The sequence below is a fragment of the Nocardia sp. SYP-A9097 genome, from assembly GCF_009649815.1.
In the GTDB taxonomy this organism is placed as follows: domain Bacteria; phylum Actinomycetota; class Actinomycetes; order Mycobacteriales; family Mycobacteriaceae; genus Nocardia.
In genome coordinates this window covers 42,422-67,388 of sequence record NZ_WJIC01000033.1, presented here as the reverse complement: position 1 = coordinate 67,388, position 24,967 = coordinate 42,422, and the positions used below count along the sequence as shown (strand labels likewise).

Here is a 24,967-nt window from a genome sequence, read left to right as displayed (position 1 = left end):
GACCTACTCAGTCGTTGCAGACGGCGGCGCGCACGATATTCGAATCGCTGTACCAGCGCGCCGAAGTCTCCGCCTCCAGCGGCGTCGGCCCGTAACCGCCGGAGTACTTGTTCATGCTCGCCGAGTACGCCACCGCGCCACAGCCGGTGAACGAGGTGACGGTCGAGCAGTCCGCGAAATCGCACTTGTCCTCCGCGGCCATACTCGCCTCTGTCTCGGTGTCGTAGTTCAACGCCCAGCCCAGATCGCCATTGCCGGAGATGGCGATGGCGCCCCAGCCGGCCGCCGCGGAGGCGGGAGCGGCGGGTAGTAGCAGGGCGGTGGCGGCGAATCCGATACCGGCGGTGCCCAGCAGAATCTTGCGCATGTTTCCTAGCCTGTCGAACGTGAGAGTGCTTCCGGCCGAGGGATATTCGGCCGTCCACAGCACTATCGTCAACGCCATCGACGGGTGTTAACCGGCGGTGCTCGGAGCCCAGGCGTTCGCGGTGATTTCGAAGCCGGGCAGGGCTTCCGGGGCCATCTTGGCCTCGAAGATGCGCTTGTAGCCGGTGCTCGAAATCCGCCATACGCCGTCTTCGAGGCGGTAGGTGTCGTGGTAGTAGGCCGCGCCGCGAATCAGGAAGTTATACTCCGGCGCTATCACCGTATCTTCCAGAAGCCAAGTGCCGGAGGCGGTCTCGCCGTCCACCTGGATCTCCGGGTGGGTGGCCACGTGCACGGTGATGATATTGCCGCTCAAGGCATTGCGCATGTAGTCGGCAACTGCGTCCCGACCGGTGAATTCGAGCGGTTGACCGCCCGAGGGGGAGCCGTACGAGGCGACGATGTCCTTGCTCAGCGTATCGGCGAATTCGTCCCACAGTTTGAGATCGAGGGTCCGTAGGTAGCGGTGCTTGAGCGCGCGGATCTGCTCCATTGCAATGGTATCCATGATGAATTTGAACACAGCGCAATCGATCCCGCGATGGTGAATCCGGCGGATCGGACAGGCTTCGGTATCGGGTCGCGGTGAGTGGGACCCGGGCTTGCGTGGAATGGGACAAATGGGTCAGAGGATTAGTCTCCGAATCCGCTCCCTGCCTACCAAGCAGTTGCTAGGCTCCCGCCATGATTTCCACCCTGGTCTGGGGTACCGGCAATGTCGGCCGGGCCGCGATTCGCGCCGTCGCCGCGCACCCCGCGCTGAAACTGACCGGGGTGCTCGTGCACAACCCGGACAAAGTGGGCCGTGATGCGGGCGAACTCGCCGGGCTCGACACCGAACTCGGGGTCGCGGCCACGAACGATATCGCCGCCGCCCTGGCCTCGGGGACACAGGCCGTCGTGTACGCCGCCTCCGGCGATATCCGGCCCGATGACGCGCTCGCCGATATCCTCCAGGCCATTCGCGCCGGCGCCGTGGTGGTCACACCCGCGCTGTACGCGCTCTACGACCAGCGGAACGCGCCCGCCGAAATGCGCGAACCCGTACTGAAAGCCATTGCGGAGGGCGGCGGTTCGCTCTTCGTCTCCGGTATCGACCCCGGCTGGGGCAATGATGCCCTGCCGCTGCTCCTGAGCGGGCTCGGCCACACCGTCGATGTGGTGCGCTGCCAGGAGATCTTCGACTACGCCACCTACGACCAACCCGATTCCGTGCGCTACCTGGTCGGGATGGGGCAGCCGATGGACTACGACCCGCCGATGCTCATGGCCTCGGTGCCGACCATGGTGTGGGGCGGGCAGATTCGGCTCATCGCACGCGGGCTCGGCGTCGAGGTCGAGGAGATTCGCGAGGTGGTGCACCGGCGCGCGCTGGAGACCACCATCAGCACCGACCTCATGGGTGATTTCGAAGCCGGTACGCAGGGCGCGGTGCGCTTCGAGGTACAGGGCATCATCGACGGCCGCCCGCGCATCGTCATCGAACACGTCACCCGCATCCACGCCTCCTGCGCTACCGACTGGCCGATGCCGCCCAGTGGCGCGGGCGCACACCGCGTGATCATCGAAGGCCGCCCGAATATAGAGGTCACCATTCAGGCCACCGATGAGGACGGTAACCACTCCGCGGGCGGAAACGCCACCGCCGTAGCCAGATTGGTGCACGCCATCGACTGGCTCGCCACCGCCGAACCCGGCCTCTACGACGCCCTCGACATCCCCCTGCGCCCAGGCACACTCGGAAGGAACCAGCCGTGATCATCGACATTCCCGAAGGCAAAGACCCCATCGGCTACGTATGGGGCGAAATGGTCCCCGGCATCGGCACCGCCGCCGCCGCGTTCTCTCTCGCCGTCTACTCCCACACCACCCTGGGCCTGCGCGAATTCGAAGCCGCCCGCCTTCGTATCGCCCAGATCAACGGCTGCCTCTTCTGCTTGGACTGGCGCACCGATCGCAATGGCGAAAAGGTCGAGGAGTCCTTCGAAGAAGACGTAACCAACTGGCGCACAACCGAGAACTTCGACGACCGCACCCGCCTGGCCGCCGAATACGCCGAACGCTACGCGCAGGATCACCACAACCTCGACGACGAATTCTGGCACCGCATGTTCGCGCACTACTCCCAAGCCGAAGTAGTGGAACTCTCCATGTGCCTGGGCTCCTGGCTGGCCTTCGGCCGCCTGAACCACGTCCTGGGCCTGGACGCCGTCTGCGTGCTCCCCGGTCACGCAGCCGGACAGTAGAAGTCGCTCGGGGGTGTTGTCCGAGGTTGGCGGCCAACACCATTCAGCTCGCCCGGGAATCCCCGAAGGTGCACATTCACCTGATGGGGTGAGTGCTGCCGGATGACCGGGGTGCATGTCAGGCCCGGCGTTGTTCCGTGCGCGGCGCGCCGGTCGGCCCGGCTGCCACGTGCCGGCGGCCCATCGTAGGCTCGGATCACTATGGACGCCTTCTATCTTCCTGATTCCGAGCATCCCGATGTCTTCCATTCCACCGATCACACGCGTGGGCCTTGGTCGCCGCAGGCGCAGCACGCCGGGCCGCCTTCGGCGTTGCTCGGGCATGTGATCGAGCGGTGTGAGCCTCGGGAGGGGTTCCGGGTCGGCCGGGTCGCGGTCGAGATTCTCGGGCCGGTGCCGATCGCGCCGCTCACCGCGCGGGCGCGGGTGGTGCGACCGGGGCGGAGCGTCGAATTGATCGAGGCCACCTTGAGTTCGGAGCAGGGGCCGGTATTGCGGGCCAATGCTTGGCGATTGCGTACCGCCGAACCGGAACTGGAGTTGCCCGCCGAGGTATTGCCGACCGGGACCAGGCCCGGCCCGGAGACCGCGGTGCACGGGAGCGTGCGGTTCCCTTCGGATCAGCCGGTCGGGTTCCATCACGCCATCGAATACCGTTTCATCACAGGCAGTTTCACCGAACCCGGCCCCGCCGTGTGCTGGATTCGGTTGCGGCACCCCATTGTCGCGGGGACGACGCCGAGCCCGCTGGAACGCGCTCTCGCCGCGGCGGACTCCGGCAATGGGGTCAGTGCCGTATTGGACTGGGACCGTTACCTTTTCATCAACACCGATCTCACCGTGACGCTGCATCGCGAACCGGTCGGCGAATGGGTCTGCCTGGACGCGGCCACCTATCCGGAGCGGACCGGTGTCGGCCTGGCCGAATCCCGGCTGTTCGACGAGAAGGGGCCGATCGGGCGGAGCACGCAGACCCTCCTGCTGGGCCTGCGCTGACCGAGACTAGGTGAGCACGAGAAGTTCGGTGGGGGAGGCGATTTCGCAGCGGAGACCGAACTTCTCGACGACTCGCGCCAGGCCGTTGATATCGGTCGGCTCGACGCGGGACAGGACCAGCGCCCGGGCCAGCAGACCCTTGTGGTGTTTGTTGAAGTGGCTCACCACCGTTCGGCTGCCATCGGGGCGCTCGGTGAGAACGGCGGCGGTGATCGCACCGGGGATACGCCCCAGATTCTGGTACGTCCCCGATCGCAGATCCACCGTCAACTGACCGTCGGTCTCCTCGCGCAACGCGTCGGGCAGCACCTGCTTCCAAAGCGATTGCAGCGTAGGCATTCCCGGCAACTTCGATCCGCCCGAAAGCCGATAAGCCGGAATCGGATCGCCCGCCCGCACCACGCCGAACAGGGCCGACCCGATCGCCAGCCGCGCATCGGCCTTGGCACGCTGGGCTTTCGTGAACCCCGGCGCATCCAACGCGTCGTACAGCACCCCGGTGTACCGATCCAGCGCCGACCGCGTCGGCGAACTGCGCAACGCGGCATTACGCGCGATCTCCGCGTCAGCCCCCTTACCCAACCCCAGCGCGGCCCGCGAACCGTCCGGATCATCGGCCAACTGGACCAATTCGGTGACCAGCTTGTCGCGCACCGCTGTGAGCTGCGGCATCGCAAGGGCATCCAGATCCAGGGGACGGCCCGAGCCGCCATCGGACTTGGTTTCGGAGGGAGGCAGCAGCACCAGCACGAGCCAACACGGTAATGCCTTGTGAGCATCGCGTCAGCAGCGGCTATCGTGTGGAGCCGTGATCACCCGCCTCTCCCACCTCTTCCTGCGCACCCTGCGCGACGATCCCGCCGACGCCGAGGTGCCCAGCCACAAGCTGCTGGTCCGCGCCGGATACGTGCGCCGCATCGCCCCGGGTGTGTACTCGTGGCTGCCGCTCGGCCTGCGCACCCTGCGCAAGATCGAGAATGTCGTCCGCGAGGAGATGGACGCCATCGGCGCCCAGGAGATCTCACTGCCGGCGCTGCTGCCGCGCGAACCGTACGAGGCCACCAATCGGTGGACCGAATACGGCGACGCCCTGTTCCGGCTCAAGGACCGCAAGGGGCAGGACTACCTGCTCGGACCCACCCACGAAGAACTGTTCGCGCTCACCGTGAAGGGCGAATACAACTCGTACAAGGATCTGCCGGTCACGCTCTACCAGATCCAGAACAAGTACCGCGACGAAGGCCGTCCGCGCGCGGGCATCCTGCGCGGGCGCGAATTCATCATGAAGGATTCGTACTCGTTCGACCTCGACGAGGACGGGCTCAAGAAGAGCTACAACGCGCACCGCGAGGCGTACCAGAAGATCTTCGAGCGCCTGGGCGTGTCGTATGTGATCGTGGCCGCCACCTCCGGTGCCATGGGCGGTTCGGCGTCCGAGGAGTTCCTGGCCGACAGCCCCGTCGGCGAGGACACCTACGTCATCTGCCGCGAATCCGGTTATGCCGCAAACGTGGAGGCCGTGGTCACCGCCGCACCGCCGGAGATCGCCCTCGAGGGTCTGGCCGAGGCCGTCGCACATGACACTCCCGGCACCCCCACCATCGCCACCCTGGTCGACTGGGCCAATGGCGCGGGTATCGCCGAACAGTTCGGGCGTCCCGTCACCGCCGCCGACACGTTGAAGAACGTGCTCGTCAAGCTGCGCTACCCGGACGGCAAGACCGAGATCCTCGGCGTCGGCATCCCCGGCGACCGTGAGGTCGACGAGAAGCGCCTCGGCGCCTCGGTCGAGCCCGCCGAGGTCGAACTCCTCGACGACGCCGACTTCAAGGCCAATCCGTTCCTGGTCAAGGGTTATATCGGCCCGAAGGCGCTGCTGGCCAATGGCGTTCGCTACCTGGTCGACCCGCGCGTGGTCGCCGGCACCGCCTGGATCACCGGCGCGGACGAGCCCGGCAAGCATTACGTCGGTCTGGTCGCCGGCCGTGACTTCACCGCCGACGGCACCATCGAGGCCGCCGAGGTGCGCGACGGCGATCCCTCGCCCGACGGTCGTGGCGTCCTGGAGGCCGCGCGCGGTATCGAGATCGGCCACATCTTCCAGCTCGGCCAGAAGTACACCGACTCCTTCGAGGTCGACGTACTCGGCGAGAACGGCAAGCCGGTCCGCCTCACCATGGGCTCCTACGGCGTCGGCGTCTCCCGCATGGTCGCGGTCATCGCCGAGCAGATGCACGACGACAAGGGCCTGCGCTGGCCGCAGTCGGTCGCGCCGTTCGACGTGCACGTCGTCATCGCCAATAAGGACGAGGGCGCGCGTGAAGGTGCGGAACAGGTTGTCGCCGAACTGAACTCGGCCGGTCTGGACGTGCTCTTCGACGACCGCAAGGCGTCGCCGGGCGTCAAGTTCAAGGACGCCGAACTGCTCGGCATGCCCCTCGTGGTCGTCATCGGCCGCGGCTGGGCCGAGGGCAAACTCGAACTCCGCGACCGCTTCACCGGCGAGAGCGAAGAACTCCCCGCCGAGACCGCCGTCGCATCGATCATCGCCCGGGTGCGCGGCTGAGCTTCACCCGGAACACTTTTCGAGCCGCGCACCCCTGGGTGCGCGGCTCGACTCGTCTCCGAAAGTCCCGCCGTCATTCCGGCGCGCCTTTGGCCGGAATCTACCCGACCGAAGGAGGTCCCGGCCAAAAGCATGCCGGGATGACGGGCGGTGGTTCCGGCCCATGCCCTCTAGTTGAACGCCTTGGCGACGCCGTCGAGCAGATGCTCGAGCGTGTCGTAGTTGGGCGGATCGACCACGTCGATGAGATTCGGGACGACCGGAACCTGATGTTCGGCAGTGACTTTCGTGAACAGGCTCACATCGTTCGGCCGGAAGCCGTGCTCGGCCGCCAGCCGCTGCAGCTCCGGATCGGTGGAGAGCAGCTTGCCGATGGTGTCGCCCTTGTCGTTCAGCGGCACCACCGTGTGCTGGGAGACCACCGTCGGTGACGGGTACATGAGCACCATGTCCGGCTTCAACTGGTTGTGCACCGCCGCGTCCACGTACTGGGCCTCGTAGATCCACACCATGGGCGTCTGCCCCATACCGCCGGCCAGATACTCCTTGAACGGCCCGTCGGTGCTGTTCTCGGTGTAACCCTGCCGGGTGAACAGCCGCGAAATGCGGGACACCGCATAGTCTTCGGCTTTGCCGCCGCGCACGATGGTGTTGTCATTGGCGACGTACGCCGTCACCGCCAGGTACATGGCAGCCGAGTTCGACGTGCGCGGATCGGTGGTGCCCACCAGCACGTTCTTTCGCACCGGGTAGGTGGTGTTGCCCTCCAGCTGATCCCACTGCACCCCGCGTTCGGCCAGCGCCAGATACTTCTCGATGTCGAAAGCCGGTGCCGGACCGGGCTTCACGACCCCGGCGGCGGTGAGCAGATCGACGATCGGCCGGAAGGTGGCGATCGCCATGGGGGAGGAGAACGGCGTGTACTTGCCGCTCACACCCTTCAGCCGCTGAATCCGCTCCGCCGCAGCCGAACTGGACGGGAAGGCGAAGTCGTACTTGCCCAGGTCCACCGAGGTGGCGATCTGCCGCGATCCGGCCGGATCCACCTCCACCTTCACCCCGTGCCTGGCCAACGCATCCGCCACCCGCGAGTCCTCGAAGAACGCCATCTTCTCCGATCCCACCACCCCGCGCACCGTGGTCAATCCGCCCGGCGCCGCGGCAACGGGCGCCGAATCCGGTTGCTGCACAGCGATAACGGCAACCACCCCGACCACGGCCACCACGGCTGCCGCCGCACCCACCAGGGCGGTCCGCCGGCTCACCCCCAGCCGGTCCAAGGTGTCGAACAGATGACCACTGGCCGAATTCGAATTGTCCCCCAATGGAATTGCTTGCGAATTAACCGTATTCGCTTCTTCCGCACTATTTTCCGCCTCGACCGGAGTCAGCTCTCGCCGCGCAATCCGCTCGATCAAAATGGGAATGAAATCGCGCACCTTATGCCCGTCGAACCGCTGCCGGACTGCCCCCACCACAGCCTCGACCCGCTCGACCGAATGCTCCTCGCCATACCGATCTACCAGGCGATTCGTCAACTCGCGCAGTGCTTTTTCTTCCCGGGCAGCATCAACCGCCACAGTCTCTCCTCGAATATCACCGGAATTGAATTGCGCGGCAAAAAGATCGCACCAAAGCCGCGTCCGGCCAACCCTACCGCTATTCCCGCGAACGGGAATCACGAAGGTGCGCCGACGAATTCGAACTCCGACTCCGAGATCAGGATTGGCCGGGGAATGCGGTGGTGGGGGGATTGTTGCCGAGGATGGTGTTCCAAGTGGCTTCGCGGAGAGCGGATTCGGTGAGGGCGTCGAGGGCGATGCGGCGGATTTCCGGGGTGTCGGCGCGCTCCAGGGCGGAGCGCCAGGCCGCCGCCGTATCGGATTCGACGGTTACCGCCAGCTTCGCGGCCGGGATGGGGTCGTCGACCGTGAAGGGGGTGGTGTAGGCCGCGGCGGGGGCGGGGACGGTGGATCCCAGCGTCTTCAGGGTGTCGATGGTGGCGTCGCGGCGAGCACGGTGCGCGGCGGTGCATTCGGAGACGTATTTGCCGCGGTCGTTGTTGGCGTAGGCGGCTATTACGCCGTAGGCGTAGACAGCGGCGTATTCGGCGCTCAGGGCATCGGTGAGCGCCTGCTGATCGGGGAGGGTCATGTGAGTAGGACTCCCGCCTGGGTGGCACAGGAAGCGCTGATCGAACCCAGCAGGCCCGCACGGTAACCGGAGAGTTGGATCGAGAGGTCCGCGGCCGACCGTTGCGCCTGGCTCAGGCTGGTGTGCAGTTGGCTCACCGCGAGCGGCGGTATGGGCGCGGCGGGGGTGGGTGGGGCGGCCCGCTTGCTCGGGGTGGTGCCGTCGCCGTAAGTGCCTATGGCGCGGTCGATTTCGGCCCGCAGGGCATCGGCGTGCGCACCGCGCTGCGTCGCGATGGTCTGCAATACGCCGGCCTTGTCCGGGTTGGTGGCAATGGCGGCCTGCGCGCTCACGGCATCGGTGCGCGCCGACTCCTCTTGCGCCAGTAGGGGATCCGGCAACTCCGGCGGGTGCTCCTTCGTGCAGGCCGTCAGCGCGCTCACGGCGGCGACGGCCAGCACCCCACCCCCGGCGAGGCGCAGCACCGCACGGCGGTCCACGAAGGAACCGGGAGGCTCGGGCATGAGCGTCCTGTGAGATCGGGCGCCGGCCATAGGGCCGCTCAGACTGCTGGGCACGGGTACATGGTGCCAGCCATCCGAGCGCACTTCCGCCGTCAGGGCCGTCGGATAGGCTGTGAACTCGATCGATACGTTGCCGATACGGGCGCGTCGGCAGCCAACACGCCGCCGCCCGGCAGCGCCGCCCATGCCGTAGTCGAGAACATCGGCTGGTCCTTTACACTCTTTCCGCGCGTTACGCTAGACCTCTGGTGCGTAAATTCACCGGAAACTCGAGCAGCACCGCACGACAACTCAATCCGTCAACTGAACCAGGAGCCGCCCCACATGCCGATGCCGACCGAGGAAAGGGTGAGCCAGCTAGTTGCTGAGCTCGTCGAACGCCGGGGATTCGACCTCGAAGGCGTTTCGATTTCGGCTGCCGGTACGGCGCATGCCAAGGTGAAGGTGACGGTCGACAGCGACGAAGCAGCCCCACTGGACGCCGTCGCGGACCTGAGTTCGGACATCTCGGAAATCCTCGACGAGGCAGGCGACTTCGGCGATACCCCCTACCTGCTGGAGGTCACCACCCCCGGCATCGACCGACCCCTGACCGAGCTACGCCACTGGCGGCGCGCACGGGGCCGCAAAGTGAAGGTCACTCTCCGCACCGGTGTGCAATCGCCGGAGGAGAAGGGCAAACCGCGTTTCGAGGCGCGCGTCGGTGTCACCACCGAGCAGGAGGTGGCGCTGGTCCTCGGCGGTAAGCGGAATCCACACCGGGTGACGGTGCCGCTGGCCGATATCGAGTTCGCCGTGGTCCAGGTGGAGTTCTCACCACCCGGAGCCGCCGAACTCGAGCTCGCGGGGGGAGTAGCCCCGGGCCGTCCCCAGCCCGGTGCGCAGGAGGTCCCCCTGGGTGACGACGTCGAAGAACCAGACGACGTCGAAGAAGTAGAAGACGAAGTAGAAGACGAAGCAGCAGTATCCGATTCACCGACCGAAGGGATCGTGGAATGAACATCGAAATCGAAGCCTTGCGCGCGATTGTCGCCGACAAGGGGATCTCGATGGAGACCGTGATCTCCGCGATCGAGTCCGCGTTGCTCACCGCCTACCGGCACACCGAGGGGCATCAGCCCACCGCCCGTATCGACATCAACCAGAAGACCGGCACCGTCCGCGTCATGGCCCGCGAGGTCGACGCCGACGGCAACATGATCTCCGAATGGGACGACACCCCCGAGGGTTTCGGCCGCATCGCCGCCACCACCGCCCGCCAGGTCGTACTGCAGCGGCTGCGTGACGCCGAGAACGAGAAGTCCTTCGGCGACTTCGCAACTCACGAGGGCGATATCGTCGGCGGCGTCGTGCAGCGCGATGCCCGGATGAACGCCCGCGGCACCATCGTGGTCCGCATCGGCAGCGAGGCGCACGGCGCGGAGGGTGTCATCCCGCCCGCCGAGCAGGTGCCCGGCGAAACCTATGAGCACGGCGACCGCATCAAGTGCTACGTGGTCGGCGTCTCGCGTGGCCCCCGCGGCCCGCAGATCACCCTCTCGCGTACCCATCCGAACCTCGTGCGCCGCCTCTTCGCGCTCGAGGTCCCGGAGATCGCGGACGGCTCGGTCGAGATCGTGGCCGTGGCCCGCGAGGCCGGGCACCGCTCCAAGATCGCGGTCAGATCCACCGTCTCGGGCGTGAACGCCAAGGGCGCCTGCATCGGCCCGATGGGTCAGCGCGTGCGCAATGTGATGAGCGAGCTCGCCGGCGAGAAGATCGACATCATCGACTTCGCCGACGATCCCGCCACTTTCGTCGGGAATGCACTGTCCCCGTCGAAAGTTGTATCCGTCACCATCGTCGACCCGGACGCGCGTGCCGCGCGCGTCGTGGTGCCGGACTTCCAGCTCTCCCTCGCCATCGGCAAGGAAGGCCAGAATGCCCGGCTCGCCGCCCGTCTCACGGGCTGGCGAATCGACATTCGCAGTGATGCGGCCCCTGATGTGGCCGGTTCGGTGCGCTCCGAGGCGCACCGGAGCTGAATAGGGGTTGATCTTGCCGGAGCCCTCCGGCCCGGTCCGTCCCGAGATTTGTGAAACAGACCCCCTGGATGACAGCTTGGTAACTTCCAGGGGGTACGGATGCGGAGATCGGGACATGGCAGCGGTAGAGTGGACTCAGGCTCAGCGCGAGTCCTCGGCTTCTTTGCGCGCTGCACGGGTGAAATCAAGATCGGAACCCATGCGGACCTGCATCGGATGCCGTGAACGCGAGTTGACCGTCGAACTGTTGCGAATCGTGGCACAGGAAACTGTGGTCGTTCCCGATCCGCGGCACAGACTGCCCGGACGGGGTGCCTGGTTGCACCCCGCTTCGTCTTGTTTGAGCCAAGCAGTTCGGCGCCGAGCATTCGGCAGAGCACTACGAGTGTCCGGACATCTGGATATCTCAGCCCTGGAGCATTACGTAGAGAACAGGCACGAGCACTCATGAGCACACCGTGAAGCACCAACGATGATCGGCCGTCGGAAATAATCTGAGGTCGTGCGGGCCATCCCAAAAGGGTTGCCGCGCTCGACCTCTCAGTGAGGAGAGCAGTGGCAGGCAAGGCCCGCGTGCACGAGTTGGCGAAAGAACTCGGTGTTACCAGCAAGGAACTACTCGCAAGGCTCAAGGAGCAGGGCGAGTTCGTGAAGTCCGCGTCGTCGACGGTGGAGGCCCCCGTCGCACGTCGCCTGCGTGAGTCCATGACGCCGAAGAGCACCCCGGCCAATGGCACCGCAAAGCCGGCATCCGGCACCCCCGGCGGTCAGTCGCCGCGTCCGGCTGCCAAGCCGACCCCCGGCGCCACCTCGGGACCCCGTCCCGGCGCGCCCCGTCCGTCCGCACCGGTCCCGGCGGCTCCCGCCCCGGCTCCGGCCGCACCCAAGGCTCCGGCCGCGCCCGAGCAGATTGCTCCGGCCGCCAGTGCCGCAACCCCGGCCGTGCGTCCGGGTCCGGCGATCAAGCCGGGTCCCGCGCCGAAGCCGCCAGTAGTCGAAACCCCTGCTCCCGCAGCGGCTTCCGAGGCTCCGGCCGCGGCGCCCGCACCGCAGCAGCAGGGTCAGCGCCCGACCCCGGGTGCCCCGCGTCCGGCTCAGCCCGCGCCGCGTCCGGCTCAGCAGTCCGGCGCTCCGGCGCAGGGTGGCGCGCCGCGTCCGGGTGGTCCGAAGCCGGGTCCGAAGGCCCCGCGCGTCGGTAACAACCCCTTCTCCTCCGCTCCCGAGCGTCCCGCGCCGCGTCCGGCCCCCGGTCAGGGCGGTCCCCGTCCGGCTCCGGGTCAGGGTGGCCCGCGTCCGGGTCCCGGCCAGGGCCCGCGCCCGGGTCAGGGTCAGGGTGGTCAGGGTCAGGGTGGTCCGCGTCCCGGTGGTGCCGGTCGTCCGGCTCCCGGTCAGGGTGGTCCGCGTCCGGCCGCAGGTCAGGGCGGTCCCCGTCCCGGTGGTCCGCGTCCGAGCCCCGGCTCCATGCCTCCTCGTCCGAACCCGGGTGCCATGCCGTCGCGTGCTGCGCGTCCGGCTCCCGGCGGTCGTCCCGGTGGTCCGGGTCAGGGTGGTCCGCGTCCCGGTGGCGGTGCGGGTCGTCCGGCCGGTGCCGGTGGTCCGTACCGCGGTGGCCAGGGCGGTGCCCCGGGTACCGGTGGTGGCGGCGCTCCGGGTGCCGGTGGTGCGGCAGCGGGTGGTTTCCGCGGTCGTCCCGGTGGCGGCGGTGGCGGTCGTCCCGGTTCCGGTGGTGGTCGTGGCGGTGCCGCGGGTGCCTTCGGTCGTCCCGGTGGCGCGCCCCGTAAGGGTCGTAAGTCGAAGCGGGCGAAGCGCGCCGAGTACGAGAACATGCAGGCGCCCGTCGCCAATGTGCGGCTGCCGCGCGGTAACGGCGAGATCATCCGTCTCGCCCGTGGCGCGTCGCTGTCCGACTTCGCCGACAAGATCGGTGCCAACCCGGCCGCGCTGGTGCAGGCGCTGTTCAACCTCGGTGAGATGGTCACCGCTACCCAGTCGGTGAACGAGGAGACCCTCGAGCTGCTCGGTGGCGAGATGAACTACGTGGTTCATGTCGTCTCCCCGGAGGACGAGGACCGCGAGCTGCTCGCCAACTTCGACCTCACCTACGGCGAGGACGAGGGCGACGAGGACGATCTGCAGATCCGTCCGCCGGTCGTGACCGTCATGGGTCACGTCGACCACGGTAAGACCCGACTGCTGGACACCATCCGTCAGGCGAACGTCCGCGAGGGCGAAGCCGGCGGTATCACCCAGCACATCGGCGCCTACCAGGTGCTGACGCACGTCAACCAGCTCGACCGGCTCATCACCTTCATCGATACCCCGGGTCACGAGGCGTTCACCGCCATGCGTGCCCGTGGTGCCAAGGCCACCGATATCGCGATCCTCGTGGTCGCGGCCGACGACGGCGTCATGCCGCAGACGGTGGAGGCCATCAACCACGCGCAGGCCGCAGATGTGCCGATCGTGGTGGCGGTCAACAAGATCGACAAGGAAGGCGCGAATCCGCAGAAGATTCGCCAGCAGCTGACCGAATACGGTCTGGTCGCCGAGGAGTACGGCGGCGAGACCATGTTCGTCGACATCTCGGCCAAGCAGGGCACCAATATCGAGTCGCTGCTCGAGGCTGTCGTGCTGACCGCGGATGCCACGCTGGATCTGCGTGCCAACCCGGACATGGACGCGCAGGGTGTGGCCATCGAAGCCCACCTGGACCGCGGTCGTGGCCCGGTCGCCACCGTCCTCATCCAGCGCGGCACGCTGCGCGTGGGTGACTCGATCGTGGCGGGCGACGCCTACGGTCGTGTGCGCCGCATGGTCGACGAGCACGGCGACGATGTCGTGGCGGCCATGCCGTCGCGGCCCGTCCAGGTCATCGGTTTCACCTCGGTGCCGGGTGCAGGCGACAACCTGCTCGTGGTCGAGGAAGACCGGATCGCGCGTCAGATCGCCGATCGCCGCAACGCTCGCAAGCGCAACGCCCTGGCCGCGCGCAGCCGCAAGCGGATCTCCCTGGAAGATCTGGATGCCGCTCTGAAGGAGACTTCGGAGCTGAACCTGATCCTCAAGGGCGACAACTCCGGTACCGTCGAGGCCCTCGAAGAGGCGCTGCTCGGTATCGATGTCGGCGAAGAGGTGCGTCTGCGCGTCATCGACCGCGGTGTCGGTGGCGTCACCGAGACCAACGTCAACCTGGCGTCGGCCTCGAACGCGATCATCATCGGATTCAACGTCCGTGCCGAGGGCAAGGCGACCGAGCTGGCAAACCGCGAAGGCGTGGATATTCGCTACTACTCGGTCATCTACCAGGCGATCGACGAGATCGAGAAGGCCCTCAAGGGTCTGCTCAAGCCGATCTACGAAGAGGTCGAGCTGGGTCGGGCGGAAATCCGCCAGATCTTCCGCTCCTCCAAGTTCGGCAATATCGCCGGTTGCTGGGTTACCTCCGGCTCGGTCAAGCGCAATGCCAAGGCGCGCCTGCTGCGTGACAACGTCGTTGTCGCGGAGACGGTGACGATTGCTTCGCTGCGTCGCGAGAAGGATGACGCCACCGAGGTTCGTGAAGGCTACGAATGCGGTATGACGTTGACCTACAACGACATTCGCGAGGGCGACATCGTCGAGGCTTACGAGCTCCGCGAGAAGCCGCGCGACTAGTAGTACAACGACCTTGCCGGGTCGGGAGTGATCTCGACCCGGCAAGGGTTGTGTACCAACAGAATCCGGCGCACTCGTGCGCACGCCGTGGAGCGCGCCGGTCATTCGATGTAAGTGCGTGCGCAATACATGACTGAAAAACTGTTTGTTGGAGCGCTCGAGTTCGACATACTTCTCGGTGATGTGCATTCACTGAAGGAGAAGCGCTCCATCCTCCGCCCGATAATCGCCGACCTGAAACGGTTCGAGGTGAGTGTCACCGAGGGCGGAGATCATGACCGATATCGCCGGACAATGGTCGGTGTGGCCATGGTCAGCTACGGCATGAACCACTTGACCGAAGTACTGGACAAGTGCGAACGGCATGTCGCCAATCGTCCGGAGTTACAGTTGCTGGCGGTCCGCCGCCGCGTTTTCGGACCCGAAGACTGAATCTATCCAGTGAGGAGGGCATGACCATGGTGGATCAGGCCAGGGCACGCCGACTCGCCAAGCGGATCTCCTCGATCGTGGCCACGGCCATCGAGTACGAGATCAAGGATCCGCGACTGCGTTTCGTCACGGTCACCGATACCAAGATGACCGGTGATCTGCGGGAAGCCACCGTTTACTACACGGTGATGGGGGAGACCCTCGACACCGAACCCGACTACACCGAAGCCGCTGCGGGTTTGGAGAAGGCCAAGGGCATTCTCCGTTCCAAGGTCGGCGCCGGTACCGGGGTGAAATTCACCCCCATCCTGTCGTTCAAGCTCGATATGGTTCCGACCGCCGCGAAGGAGATGGAGGAGCTGCTGGCGCGCGCCCGCGCCGCCGACGCTCGTGTCGCTCAAGTCGCGGTGAACGCCAATTACGCCGGCGATGTCGACCCGTACAAGGCCGACGACGACACCGACGACGAAGACTGATTCTGCGGTCTTATTCGGGAGGAGACCGCCGGTGACCGAACCGGTCGATCTGGCTGCGGCGGTGTCGATACTCGACACCGCTCGGTCGGTGACGGTGCTGTGCCATATCCAGCCCGACGCCGACACCATCGGCAGCGGTCTGGCTTTGGGGCAGGTGCTGCGGCGGCGGGGCGTGCCGGTGCAGGTATGCTTCGCCGAACCCGCCGAACTGCCCGTCTCCATACGATCGCTGCCCGGTACCGAACTGCTGGTGCCGCCGGATCAGGTACGGCAGGAGGTTGACGTACTCGTCGCGGTGGACTGCGGCAGCGCGGATCGCCTTGGCGCACTGAAGGATCGGCTCAGCGGGGCGCGCGTCACCATGGTGCTCGATCATCATCGCTCCAATACCCGGTTCGCCCAGGTGAATATTGTCGACGAGACCGCGGAATCGACCGCGGGCATGGTGGCGCGGGTACTGGACGCCTGGGGCGAAACCATCGATCAGCCTGTGGCGCATTGTCTTTACGCCGGCTTGGTCACCGATACCGGTTCGTTCAAATGGGCTCGCCCGGGTTCGCATGCCCTCGCCGAGCGGCTGCTCGCGACGGGGATCGACGGCCCGGGGATTACCCGAAAGCTCATGGACACACACCCTTTCGCGTGGCTTCCCATGCTCTCGCGCGTCCTGGCCTCGGCCGAGCTCGACACCGAAGCGGCCGGTGGTGCGGGTCTGGTCTATGTGTTCGTGCGCCGCGAAGATACCGCGGGCGTTCGATCGGAAGAGGTCGAGAGCATTATCGATCTGGTTCGCACGACCGCCGAAGCGCAGGTGGCGGCGGTCTTCAAAGAGGCCCGCGGCAGATCGGATCAGTGGACGGTTTCGCTGCGCTCGCATGATGCGGCCGATGGTTCACTCGGTGTGGACGTAGCCCGGGTGGCGATTGCCCTGGGCGGCGGCGGACACCGTTATGCCGCAGGCTATTCCACCACCGGCAGCCCAGCCCAACTCGCAGCTGCCCTGAGATCCGAACTCGGCAAATAGCCGGATTCCTCCGGCGAGTGTGCACTCACGGCGGTAATCCGCCCATATCGCCGCCCTGAGTGCACCCTCGCTGAGCGCGTTAGTCGGGCAGGCCGAAGATGGTGACTCCCTTGGCGGCTTCCACTCGGTAGCCGAAGGTGATGGTGGTCTGGGCCTGCGGGTCGAGGGTGGATTTCCAGGTGAGGATGCCGAGGTCGTTGCGGTCGGCGGGCTGTGGCTTGGTGACTGTTTCGCGGACGGTGATGGCGGCGTCGCGGGTTATCGGGAGACGGTCGAGGATGGTCACGGTGGCGGGGCGAGCGCTGTGGTTGGCGACCGTGATGGTGTATTCGACTTCGGTGCGGCGGGCCGTGCCGAGGGTGACCTTGGTCGCGTTGCGGCGCACCAGTTCTCGTTCGATTCTGATGCGGTCGTCGACGCCGAGGGCGAGTTCGCGTTCTTCGCCCGGAGCCCAGGTTTCCAGGTCGGTGGCTCCGACGAATTCGGCCTCGTGGAAGAGGGCGGCGCGGCCCGAAGGCAGGGTGTGGTCGGAGGTGTTGCGGGCGGTGGCGCGCAGTACGGCCTCGGGCGACTGCACCGGCGCTGTCACATAGTCCAGCCGGGCCTCGAGGTCGAGGGCAGTGATGACCGTGCGGTGTTCGGTGTTGTCGGAGGGCACCGCGACGGTTCGTTGCGGGGAATACGTTGCGGCGGTGACGGAGTGCTCGACGGTGGCGACGGATTCGCGTACCGGGACCGGCGGCCGGGCTGCGGCGGGTGCCGCGGGTGCAGCGCCGAAGGCGACGGGTGCGCCGCCCGCGACCATTTCGCTCGACCGCTTGCGGGCCATCCGATGTTGCTCGGGCGCGATGGACGTGATGAACCAGGCATCCAGTTCCGGGACGTCCAGGGCGTTGGCCGGGCGGGCGGTGGAGAGCTGCAATTTGCACTCGGGCCAGTCCTCGCCGGTGCGCTGTCGCACCAGGCCGAACCAGCGCAGGGTCAGTCCGGTGTCGGCCAGGCGCAGGTCGTAGCTACTGCTCCAACTAGCTTCGGGGACAACGTAGGTGATGTCCAGGTCGACGGTTACCGGGCGCGCGGCTTCCACGGTGATCACCGCGACCTGGGTGTCGTTGCGGTTCTTTCCACGCAGATCACCGAGGCGGCGTTGAATGGCCTGCTGTTCGCGAATATGCTCCTGCCGCAATGCTTCTCGCTCCCGCCGGGCGGTGTGCACGGTCTCGTACTGTGCTTCCAGTCCGTCGACGAATTCGGTGACGCGCTCGCTATCCGCCTTCGCCAGCGTCTCCGCCGAGCGCCGGGCCAGCCGCTCCAGGAAGACGATTCTGGCCTCGGCCGCGCGATCGGTATCCGCCAGCGCACTCATCGCGGCCTCCAGTTCGCGGATGCGTCCCTCCAACTCCGCGACCTGCTCATCGGCCGTATCCGGCTGCCGCTCGGTGCCGATATCCACCCCGAGTACCGTCACGTCCCCCTGCCCGGCGACTCGAATCGAGTCTCGCAGCAGCCGCAATGGCAATGGCGCGACGCGTATCCGGTGTTCGCCCTCGGGGATATCGACCTTGCCGGACCTGGTCACCCGAGCCCGGTCCGGATAGACCGTGACGGCGGTGATGACGGTGTCGAGAGTGATCATGTCTCCAGCCTGCCTCGAGGTGACTGCGATTCGGGGTGCTCAGTCATGGAATCCGATGATTTCCAGTGATTGCTGGTCACTGCAGAGCACCAGCAGGGCACCGGGTGTGGCGATGGTCGATGACTTGCCGGTGCATCGGTCGCCGTGGTCGAGTGGCCGCTGTGTGACGAGGCTGTTGTCGGCGCGGTTCCAGGCGCGCACGGTGGGGCCGAGGTCACGATCGGTGTGACGATCCCACGTGACCTGTATGAGCTGGGTCGTCAGGAAGGCCAGGTGGCCGTCTTCGACGGTGGTGGATATTGCTGGGGGAGAGTACTTTTCGGTGCCGGTCGCGCCGTCGATCACCACCGCTCGGACGGGCGGGCTGAAGCCGCTCGGCCAGTCGGCGACCAGTAGATCCGGCCCGGTGGGGTCGGCTGCCAGGACCCGGCTGTTCCCCATATCGGTCTCGGCGGCGGTGGCGAACTGGTCCGGGGCCGTGACGATCATTTGCCGGCTGCCTTTGCCGAGATACCAGTCGATGATGACGGTGTTCCCGAGCGTGCGCAGGTGTGCGGGCAGATTGGTCGCGTCGGCATTCGGTGTACGGCCCACTTCGCGGGTGCTTATGGTCGCGCCGGTCCGGCTGTCGAGGACCGATGCCGCGTACCACTGCTCGGTATTGTTGTAGCACTGGATGATTCGATAGATCGCTGTTGCGGTGCCGGCGGCGTTGGTACTTCTGGCACGGCAGCCCGGGTCTGCGAATTCGCTCGACCATTTCCGGGCGCCCGTGCGGGCGTCGTAGACGGTGACGCGGTCATTGGAGACCAGTGTGAGTGGCCCGGAGGTACCGGGGCCGAAGCTGTAATCAGGGTCGTCGTGTGCGGCGTCATAGGTGAAATCCGAGTCCTGCCAGAGGATTTCGCCGGTGATCGCATCGAATGCGAGCCAGCCGAAGTGCCGCCAGTAGGCGAGCGCGACCGTCCCGCCCTCGAGTGCGCGCAGGGAATCGCCGACGTATTCGACGCCGTCGATTGCGTTGTCGGCGATTCCTCGGCGCAGGTAATGCCAGCGGGCTGCGCCGGTCGTACCGTCGTAAGCGGTCAAGCCCGCCGCGGAGGCCGCGACGAAACCCGTTCCGGCAGGGACGATATCGCCGTAACTCCGACTGGAATCCCAGTCGCTGCGCATGAAGGGGATGCGCACCCGATATTGCTCGGTGCCGAGTTGGCCGGGCATGCTCGGCGGCTGTGCTCGGGTCGCGGTCAGATGGTCGAAATTCCGCTGATCATCGCCCGCGCGGATGGCCGCCACCGCGACGCCCGCCGAGATCACCACGCCCAGTACGGCGAACAGCACCGTTAGCCGGCGCGAGAGGCTCCGCAGGTACGCCGGTCGCAGGCCCGCGCCGACGATGAGGACCGCGCCTATGGTGAGGAGCCCGCTCGCGCCGACCGCAGTCGGTAATTGCTCGAAGAACGGGTAATCGTGGCGCAAGCTCGGAAAGGCCTCGGGCAGATGGTATTTCGCGGCCATGATCGGCAGCACCGACAGCCCCGCGACCACCGCGAACCAGACGAGTGCGCTCCAGCCGCCATACCAATCGATATCGCTGCCGGTGCCTATCGCGATCAGTGGCACGGCGATCAGCAGTGTGACGCCGATAATGAGCGCGGCGGTCGACAGGGTCGAGGGGAGGCCGCTATCGGTAGGCCGGGAAGAAGCCGCGAACCTGCTGTAGCCCGCGAGTAGCGCACCACCCGCGATCATCCCGAATCCGATCGCCGCGGCTGCCCCTGCCGCGCGAGCGAACCATTGCCGCGGCCGTGTCTGGTCGGCAGACATCCCCACCCATCTCCCCGTGAACGTGCGTTGCGTTCAGCCTAGGCATCGAAAGATGGGCGGCGCAAAGGCAAGTCGAGTCGGGGCCCGCGCTGGTTCGCGCAGGTCGCCGAGTTCCCGTGGGATGTCGGGGGCGTGTGGGATGGTGATCGCATGGTGGAGAGCGAGGTGGGGGCGGCGGCGGTGCAGGCGGGGCCGCGGCGGATTCTCGGGATCGCGGTGCCGACGCTGGGTGTGCTGGTGGCGGAGCCGACCTATCTACTTTTCGATATGGCCGTGGTGGGTCGGTTGGGGGCTTTGGCGCTGGCGGGGCTGGCGGTCGGGGGATTGATTCTGGCGCAGGTCAGTTCGCAGTTGACGTTTCTGAGTTATGGGACGACCGCGCGGGCTGCGCGGCGGCATGGGGCGGGCGATGAGCGGGGCGCGATCGGGGAGGGGGTGCAGGCCAGCTGGCTGGCGGTCGGGGTCGGATTGGCGATTGTTGTTGTGCTGCAGGTCTTCGCGGGCACGGTGACTCGGGCTATCGCGGGTGGGGATGAGATCGCGCCGCGGGCGGAGTCGTGGCTGCGGATCGCGCTGTTCGGGGTGCCGTTGATTCTGTTGTCGATGGCGGGGAACGGATGGATGCGCGGGGTGCAGCAGACTCGGCGGCCGCTGCTGTATGTGATTGCGGGGCTGGTGGTTTCGGGGATTCTCTGCCCGGTGCTGGTGCACGGGCTGCTGGGAGCGCCCCGGATGGAGCTGGAGGGGTCCGCCGTGGCCAATGTGGTCGGGCAGGTGGTGATGGCTGCGTTGTTCGTATGGGCGCTGATGGGATCACGGGTGCCGCTGGCTCCGCATATCGCGATCATGAAGGCGCAGTTGGTGCTCGGGCGGGATTTGATCGCGCGGAGTCTGGCATTCCAGGCCTGCTTCGTCTCGGCCGCCGCGGTGGCCGCACGGTTCGGGGCGGCTTCGGTCGCGGCACATCAACTGGTGCTGCAATTGTGGAACTTCCTTGCGCTGACCCTGGATTCGCTGGCGATCGCGGCGCAGACGCTGGTCGGTGCGGCGCTCGGGGCCGGGAATGCCAGGGGCGCACAGGCTTTGGCTCGGCGCATCACCGCGTGGTCGACGGTGTTCGCGCTGGTCTTGGCGTCGATCTTCGCGGCCGGGTATTCGGTGATACCGCAGCTGTTCACCAGCGACCCATCGGTATTGGACCGCACGCATGTGGTGTGGTGGTTCTTCGTCGGCATCATTCCGATCGCGGGCGTGGTGTTCGCGCTCGACGGCGTACTGCTGGGCGCGGGTGACGCGGCCTTCCTGCGCAATGCCACACTCGGTTCGGCGCTGCTCGGATTCCTGCCCGCCATCTGGCTATCCCTGGCCTACGACTGGGGAATCGCCGGAATCTGGACCGGCCTGGTCGCTTTCATGGTGCTGCGACTGGTCGCGGTGTCCTGGCGCGCCCTCTCCGGAAAGTGGGCGCGGGTCGGGGCGGATGTGCCGGGGCGGCTCGCCTAATCGTTGTCGGCGGCCGCGCCATTGCTCGCCGCGGCGGCCGCTTCGGCCGCCGCGGCCTCCTCGACCGCCCGCTTGGCCAGATTCTCGGCGACCTCGGCCTGCCAATTCTCATTCGCGTGCGTGGTATCCACCTCGAATTCGAAACGCGCCGTCATCTCCGGCTTGATATCGGCGACATCCACATAGAACTGCTCATACCAGCGGCGATGCTGATACACCGGCCCGTCCTCCTGGGTGAGTAGCGGATTGTCTATGCGCGTCTTGTGTTTCCAGATCTCGACATCCTGCAGGAATCCCACCCCGAAGCTCCTCCCGAACGCCTTGGCCAGGGACTGCGATTTGGCGGGCGGCAGGCCCTCGATGCGCTGCACGCTCACACCCCACTGCAGCATGAACGAATTGTGTGTGACCGGATAGTGGCAGTTGATCAGCGCCACCTCGACGGTCCGCTCACCGAAATCATTGTGCAGGTAGTTGATCATGTACGACGGCCCGAAATACGAAGCCTCCGAACGCAACAGCTGCATCTCGGTGTTGTAGTTCGACGACGTGTGCACGTCCGGCCGCCCCTTGGAGTGCAGGAACTGCGTCGCCACATGCCCTTCGAAGACATTCTTGAAGAACACCGGATACGCGTAGTGGATATAGAAGAAGTGCGCCATATCCACGTTGTTGTCGATGATTTCGCGGCAGTGCGCGCCCTCGATCAACAGCGAGTTCCAACTCCAGTCGCTCCACTGTTCGGTACCCATACCTTCGATATGCGGTATGGCGACCTCGGGCTGTGGCGGATTGCCCTCGGGATCGTTCCAGACGAAGAACTGCCCGTTCTCCTCGCAGGTGGTCCAGGAGCGCGTCTTGGCCAGCGGGGGCACCCGGCGCGCGTAAGGGATTGCGGCACAACGCCCGTCGCCGCGCCAGCGCCAATCGTGGAAGGGGCAGGCGAGATTGTCGTCCTTGACGCTGCCGTAGGACAGGTCCGCGCCCATATGGCGGCAGTACCCGTCGAGGGCGTGCAGCGCGCCCTTGCTGTCGGACCAGATCGCCAATTTGGTGCCGAAGGCGTCGATCGAGTGTGGCTGCCCGTCCCGGAAACTCTCCGCCAGGCCGAGGCAGTGCCAGCCCCGGGCGAACCGGGTCATGGGTTGTCCGACATCGATCATCCGGGCTTGTGTGCCACTCATACCACCGAGGTTAAGCACGTGTGCTTAACCACAGGGGGCTTTTCGATAAAGGGCCGGGATCAGCTTTTCGGGTCGTGATACCGCCGGACAACCACTTTCGCGGGCCGCACCGAACGGTCGGCGATGGTGAGGCCGGGTTGCAGCACGGTATCTATGGTCCGATCGGCGGCCGGATCGGTGGTGGCCGAGGTATCGGCGGCCTCCATGGTGAGGGCGTCGAACGCGCTGTCCGGGGTCGGGCGTTCCACCTGCCCGCCGCGGCCGACCAGCAGGCGCTCCACCCGATTCGCGAAGGTTTCGAACGCCGTTCGCTCGGACTCGGACTCTGCGGTGCCGGCCAGCGCGAGCGCATCGCCGAAGACCGCGAACAGCTCCACCACCAGCGGTGCGTCCGCTCCCGCGCGCTCGCGCCGCTCCCGTGCCTTGGCGTCATCGGCCAGGCGCTCCAGGGTCGCCGCCTGCCGGGCGATCACCCGGGTCAGATCGTCGATGCGGGCGCTGAGATTCGCGGTGCGGTCGTCCGCGACGGGTTCGGTTGCGGTGTCAGGGTTCCCGGTCGCTGCGGCGGGTTCGGTCATGCCCGAACCTTAATCCCGATGGTCGGTCACGACTGCTACGATCGCCGCCATGGGGGTCTTCGGCATCGACCTGGGCACAACGAATTCCGCTATCGCGCGTATCGACGCGGACGGACGCCCGGAAATCTTGATCGGTATGAATGGGGAGCCGACGGTGCCGTCCGTGGTGCTGTTCGCCTCCGCCACCGACCATGTGGTGGGTGAGGGTGCGCGGCGGCAGGCGCGGTTGGATCCCGAGCATGTGTGCTCGCTGGTCAAACGGCGGATGGGCGATGCCGAGTGGCGATTCATGGGGCATGGGCAGACCTGGTCCGCTCCGGCGGTGTCGTCACTGATCCTGAAGAGCCTGGCCGCCGATGCCGAATTCGGTGGCGGCGGCACCGTGCAGCGGGTGGTCATCACCGTGCCCGCGTACTTCGGTGACGAGGAGCGGCGGGCCACCATTCAGGCCGGTACCTATGCCGGATTCGATGTCGCCGGAGTGCTTTCCGAGCCGATCGCCGCGGCCCTGTCCTACGGTTTCGGTCGCCTGGACGGCAGTATCGATATCGGTAAGAACGGCGGGCGCGAAACCGTGCTCGTCTACGACCTCGGTGGCGGTACCTTCGACGCCACGGTCATCGAATTGTCCGACCGTCGTATCGCGGTGCTCGCGGTCGAAGGTGATCATCAGCTCGGCGGGGCCGACTGGGATGAGCGCATCGCCCTGCACCTGTCTCAGCAGTTCTGCGCCGCCAACCCGGATGCCGAAGACCCGCTGGATGATTCGGCCGGATCGCAGATGCTGGTGCTGGCCGCCGAGCGCGCCAAACGCGAACTCAGCGCCGCCGAGCAGACGGAAGTGCTTGTCGCGCATGATGGTGCGCGCGCGGTGATCATGCTGACCCGCTCCGAGATGGAGGCCATGACGGCCTCGCTCATGCGCCGCACGATCGATCTCACCAAGGCGTGTCTGGAGGAGGCCGGGCAGCGCGGTGTGCGGCAGGTGGATCGGGTGCTGCTGGTCGGCGGCTCCTCCCGCATGCCCATGGTGACGCGGGAGTTGCAGCGGGAACTGGGCCTGGCCGGTGAGCTGCGCGATCCGGATCTCTCGGTCGCGCGTGGTGCCGCGCTGTACGGCGAGAAGCTGGAGATGGAGCGACTTGTCTTCGCCGACTTGGTGACTCGCGGGCGACTACGCGATGGCGCGGAACTGCGCGATGCCGATCCGCGCGAACTGGAGCAGTCCCTCGGCCGGGTGGCCGACTCCTTCGGGCAGCCGGTGAGTCTGGTGCGGCGCATGCTGGAGATCCAGGTCGACACCGTGGTGTCGCGTGGCTTCGGCGTGCTCGCACTGGACACCTACAGCGGGTTGGCGGCGAGCTGGCTGGTGCATCGCAATCAGACGCTGCCGATCAAGGTGCGGCGGTCCTACGGCACCGTGCGCGCTGATCAGGATCAGATCGAGCTGACCATTGTCGAACAGCAGGGGCAGGCCGCCTCGACCCGTCCCGAGGATACGAAAATCCTGGTGGAGGGGCGGATCAAGGATATTCCGCCCGGCTATCCGGCGGGCAGTGAAGTGCGGGTCACCTTCGAGATGGGCTTCGACGGGGTCCTGCATGTGACCGCCTATCACGTGGATGCGGGTATGCCCCTTGCCCTTTCGGTGCAGACCGGGGCGACGCTGTCGCAGGCCGATGTGGCACGCGAACTGGATCAGCTGCAGCGCACGCGCCGCCGCGCCGTGTAGAGCCAG

The 24,967-nt window shown here is 66.5% G+C and carries 23 protein-coding genes; 13 read left to right on the top strand and 10 right to left on the bottom strand.

From position 1 onward, the window contains the following. Positions 1 to 7: 7 nt before the first annotated feature. Positions 8 to 367 (bottom strand): DUF4189 domain-containing protein, encoded by a 360-nt coding sequence (locus GFY24_RS35840; RefSeq protein WP_194853149.1) that lies wholly within the window; start codon positions 365 to 367, stop codon positions 8 to 10. A gap of 87 nt (positions 368 to 454) precedes the next feature. Continuing rightward, entirely contained in the window at positions 455 to 934 is a 480-nt protein-coding gene (locus GFY24_RS35835) for a nuclear transport factor 2 family protein (RefSeq protein WP_153809541.1), read from the bottom strand. A gap of 176 nt (positions 935 to 1,110) precedes the next feature. Between GFY24_RS35835 and GFY24_RS35830 the strand changes: the two genes are divergently transcribed. The 3 genes from GFY24_RS35830 to GFY24_RS35820 all read left to right on the top strand — a co-directional run bounded on the left by GFY24_RS35830 (position 1,111) and on the right by GFY24_RS35820 (position 3,668). After that, a complete protein-coding gene (locus GFY24_RS35830; protein WP_153809540.1) occupies positions 1,111 to 2,184 on the top strand; it encodes a dihydrodipicolinate reductase in 1,074 nt (357 codons plus the stop codon). Further along, positions 2,181 to 2,672 carry a carboxymuconolactone decarboxylase family protein gene (locus GFY24_RS35825; protein ID WP_309231738.1) on the top strand — a complete coding sequence of 164 codons (492 nt, stop codon included), beginning with the start codon at positions 2,181 to 2,183 and terminating at the stop codon, positions 2,670 to 2,672. The genes GFY24_RS35830 and GFY24_RS35825 overlap by 4 nt, the downstream gene beginning before the upstream one ends. A 201-nt stretch (positions 2,673 to 2,873) precedes the next feature. After that, complete coding sequence (locus tag GFY24_RS35820; RefSeq protein ID WP_153809539.1) at positions 2,874 to 3,668, top strand: thioesterase family protein; 795 nt, start codon at positions 2,874 to 2,876, stop codon at positions 3,666 to 3,668. A gap of 6 nt (positions 3,669 to 3,674) precedes the next feature. Here GFY24_RS35820 and yaaA read toward each other — a convergent pair whose 3' ends face one another. Next, positions 3,675 to 4,418: a peroxide stress protein YaaA gene (gene yaaA / locus GFY24_RS35815; protein WP_309231737.1), complete on the bottom strand. Its 744-nt coding sequence runs from the start codon at positions 4,416 to 4,418 to the stop codon at positions 3,675 to 3,677. Between the two features lie 58 nt (positions 4,419 to 4,476). Here yaaA and GFY24_RS35810 point away from each other — a divergent pair, with 58 nt between their 5' ends. Further along, entirely contained in the window at positions 4,477 to 6,234 is a 1,758-nt protein-coding gene (locus GFY24_RS35810; protein ID WP_309231736.1) for a proline--tRNA ligase, read from the top strand. Positions 6,235 to 6,404: 170 nt separating this feature from the next. Here the strand turns inward: GFY24_RS35810 and GFY24_RS35805 are convergent, their stop codons facing one another. The 3 genes from GFY24_RS35805 to GFY24_RS35795 all read right to left on the bottom strand — a co-directional run bounded on the left by GFY24_RS35805 (position 6,405) and on the right by GFY24_RS35795 (position 8,891). Then, positions 6,405 to 7,814 carry a three-helix bundle dimerization domain-containing protein gene (locus GFY24_RS35805; RefSeq protein ID WP_309231735.1) on the bottom strand — a complete coding sequence of 470 codons (1,410 nt, stop codon included), beginning with the start codon at positions 7,812 to 7,814 and terminating at the stop codon, positions 6,405 to 6,407. 139 nt (positions 7,815 to 7,953) lie between these two features. Continuing rightward, complete coding sequence (locus GFY24_RS35800) at positions 7,954 to 8,388, bottom strand: ferritin-like domain-containing protein (RefSeq protein WP_153809538.1); 435 nt, start codon at positions 8,386 to 8,388, stop codon at positions 7,954 to 7,956. After that, positions 8,385 to 8,891: a hypothetical protein gene (locus GFY24_RS35795; protein WP_153809537.1), complete on the bottom strand. Its 507-nt coding sequence runs from the start codon at positions 8,889 to 8,891 to the stop codon at positions 8,385 to 8,387. Before GFY24_RS35795 ends, GFY24_RS35800 begins: the two co-directional genes overlap by 4 nt. 324 nt (positions 8,892 to 9,215) lie before the next feature. Between GFY24_RS35795 and rimP the strand changes: the two genes are divergently transcribed. From rimP to GFY24_RS35760, 7 genes are all read left to right on the top strand, one after another. Next, positions 9,216 to 9,890, top strand: a complete 675-nt coding sequence (gene rimP / locus GFY24_RS35790) for a ribosome maturation factor RimP (protein ID WP_153809536.1) — start codon at positions 9,216 to 9,218, stop codon at positions 9,888 to 9,890. Next, the gene (gene nusA / locus GFY24_RS35785) at positions 9,887 to 10,915 is read left to right on the top strand and encodes a transcription termination factor NusA (protein WP_153809535.1); all 1,029 of its coding nucleotides are present in this window, start codon (positions 9,887 to 9,889) and stop codon (positions 10,913 to 10,915) included. The genes rimP and nusA overlap by 4 nt, the downstream gene beginning before the upstream one ends. Before the next feature lie 199 nt (positions 10,916 to 11,114). Continuing rightward, positions 11,115 to 11,366, top strand: a complete 252-nt coding sequence (locus GFY24_RS35780) for a YlxR family protein (protein WP_194853148.1) — start codon at positions 11,115 to 11,117, stop codon at positions 11,364 to 11,366. A gap of 104 nt (positions 11,367 to 11,470) precedes the next feature. Continuing rightward, positions 11,471 to 14,569 carry a translation initiation factor IF-2 gene (gene infB / locus GFY24_RS35775; RefSeq protein ID WP_309231734.1) on the top strand — a complete coding sequence of 1,033 codons (3,099 nt, stop codon included), beginning with the start codon at positions 11,471 to 11,473 and terminating at the stop codon, positions 14,567 to 14,569. Between the two features lie 141 nt (positions 14,570 to 14,710). Beyond that, positions 14,711 to 15,001 (top strand): DUF503 domain-containing protein, encoded by a 291-nt coding sequence (locus tag GFY24_RS35770; protein ID WP_153809560.1) that lies wholly within the window; start codon positions 14,711 to 14,713, stop codon positions 14,999 to 15,001. A gap of 26 nt (positions 15,002 to 15,027) precedes the next feature. Further along, a complete protein-coding gene (rbfA, locus tag GFY24_RS35765) occupies positions 15,028 to 15,477 on the top strand; it encodes a 30S ribosome-binding factor RbfA (protein ID WP_153809559.1) in 450 nt (149 codons plus the stop codon). A gap of 31 nt (positions 15,478 to 15,508) precedes the next feature. After that, entirely contained in the window at positions 15,509 to 16,501 is a 993-nt protein-coding gene (locus GFY24_RS35760; RefSeq protein WP_309231733.1) for a bifunctional oligoribonuclease/PAP phosphatase NrnA, read from the top strand. A gap of 79 nt (positions 16,502 to 16,580) precedes the next feature. Here GFY24_RS35760 and GFY24_RS35755 read toward each other — a convergent pair whose 3' ends face one another. Both GFY24_RS35755 and GFY24_RS35750 read right to left on the bottom strand, forming a co-directional pair. Then, positions 16,581 to 18,137, bottom strand: coding sequence for a mucoidy inhibitor MuiA family protein (locus GFY24_RS35755; RefSeq protein ID WP_153809532.1), 1,557 nt, complete (start codon positions 18,135 to 18,137; stop codon positions 16,581 to 16,583). A gap of 39 nt (positions 18,138 to 18,176) precedes the next feature. After that, positions 18,177 to 19,964, bottom strand: coding sequence for a PQQ-binding-like beta-propeller repeat protein (locus tag GFY24_RS35750; RefSeq protein WP_153809531.1), 1,788 nt, complete (start codon positions 19,962 to 19,964; stop codon positions 18,177 to 18,179). A gap of 150 nt (positions 19,965 to 20,114) precedes the next feature. On the opposite strand from GFY24_RS35750, the gene GFY24_RS35745 reads away from it, so the two are divergent. After that, positions 20,115 to 21,467 carry an MATE family efflux transporter gene (locus tag GFY24_RS35745; protein WP_153809530.1) on the top strand — a complete coding sequence of 451 codons (1,353 nt, stop codon included), beginning with the start codon at positions 20,115 to 20,117 and terminating at the stop codon, positions 21,465 to 21,467. Here GFY24_RS35745 and GFY24_RS35740 read toward each other — a convergent pair. Together GFY24_RS35740 and grpE are read right to left on the bottom strand one after the other, a co-directional pair. Beyond that, entirely contained in the window at positions 21,464 to 22,651 is a 1,188-nt protein-coding gene (locus tag GFY24_RS35740; RefSeq protein WP_153809529.1) for a Rieske 2Fe-2S domain-containing protein, read from the bottom strand. The two genes, GFY24_RS35745 and GFY24_RS35740, sit on opposite strands and share 4 nt — an antisense overlap. Positions 22,652 to 22,710: 59 nt before the next feature. Beyond that, positions 22,711 to 23,229: a nucleotide exchange factor GrpE gene (gene grpE, locus GFY24_RS35735; RefSeq protein ID WP_153809528.1), complete on the bottom strand. Its 519-nt coding sequence runs from the start codon at positions 23,227 to 23,229 to the stop codon at positions 22,711 to 22,713. A 49-nt stretch (positions 23,230 to 23,278) separates the two neighbouring features. On the opposite strand from grpE, the gene GFY24_RS35730 reads away from it, so the two are divergent. Then, positions 23,279 to 24,961, top strand: coding sequence for an Hsp70 family protein (locus GFY24_RS35730; protein ID WP_153809527.1), 1,683 nt, complete (start codon positions 23,279 to 23,281; stop codon positions 24,959 to 24,961). Positions 24,962 to 24,967: the final 6 nt, after the last annotated feature.